At 36.2% G+C, this 940-nt stretch carries 2 protein-coding genes; both read left to right on the top strand.

The window, feature by feature from the left end; genetic code table 11:
- Positions 1–139 precede the first annotated feature (139 nt).
- Entirely contained in the window at positions 140–400 is a 261-nt protein-coding gene (locus AC1DTM_RS28865; RefSeq protein WP_012261278.1) for a hypothetical protein, read from the top strand.
- A 261-nt stretch (positions 401–661) separates the two neighbouring features.
- Positions 662–940, top strand: a 279-nt coding sequence (locus AC1DTM_RS28860) for an SWIM zinc finger family protein (RefSeq protein ID WP_477001527.1), incomplete at its 3' end; no start/stop codon positions are given.

The raw sequence follows: 940 nt of genomic DNA, 5'->3' as shown, positions 1-940 counted from the left end.
GTAACGATACTGCCTCGTGTGGAGTGTTATACCCCTCGTCCCTTTGGGGTTGCGAGAACACGATGAAGCACTAACTTGTGTAAATTTGATTGAATTGTATAGATTTAGTTAAGTTTATCGTATCGGGTTGCGAAGTACTGTGACACTCGAAAAATACGTAAAACTGCGTAGTACAGTTTATGAATATATGATAGAGCAAGATAAGCCAATATCATTGTTAGATATTCAAGAACATATCGTTTCGCATCATGAAGGAAAATTCACTAAAAAAATGTTACATCAATTTTATTTATCAAGACTATTAGATGAACTCAAACTGGATGGGAAAATTACTTTAGCTGATGATGAATATCGCTATGCTGAAAAAGGGGTATTTTATAAAGCGGGAAAAGGGAGCTAAGCTCTCTTTTTGTCGTGAAATAATGAAATATGTAGCGTAAAAGACTGCTAAAGCAGCCTGATACAGGGAATGGTGTTGAGTGTGTAGTGTCAAAGATTGAATGTGCCTGAAAGAGGCACTTCATATCGGCTGCAAATGAAAAGAGACACCTTCGCCGAATAGGTGTCAGTCGTTTGTCACGTAGACTCGCTACTTGACAGTTATTAGAATAACATGCAGGATTTTGGAAGTCAAAAGGGAATTAAAGGAAGAGGTGTTGTTATGTACGCATATTTATTAAAAGAACTATATAGGTATATTCCGAAATACATTGTTGATAGAGGTTATGAATATTATGAAGAGGGACATGTAGAAGATGTTGAAGTACATGATAATAAAGTATTTGCTTTTGTGACTGGTAATGGAGGAAATTATGAAGTAGTTATTGATCTTGAAGATTTTGCAGAAAGTAGCTGCGAGTGTCCGTACGAAAATTATTGTAAACATATGGCGGCAGTTGTTTATGATATTCAAGGTGCTGGTGAGAGTACAGTTAAAGAG

The sequence above is a fragment of the Bacillus sp. P4_D3 genome (genome assembly GCF_056401855.1).
The sequence above is the reverse complement of the archived record's forward strand: the minus strand, read 5'-3'. Positions and strand labels throughout refer to the sequence as shown.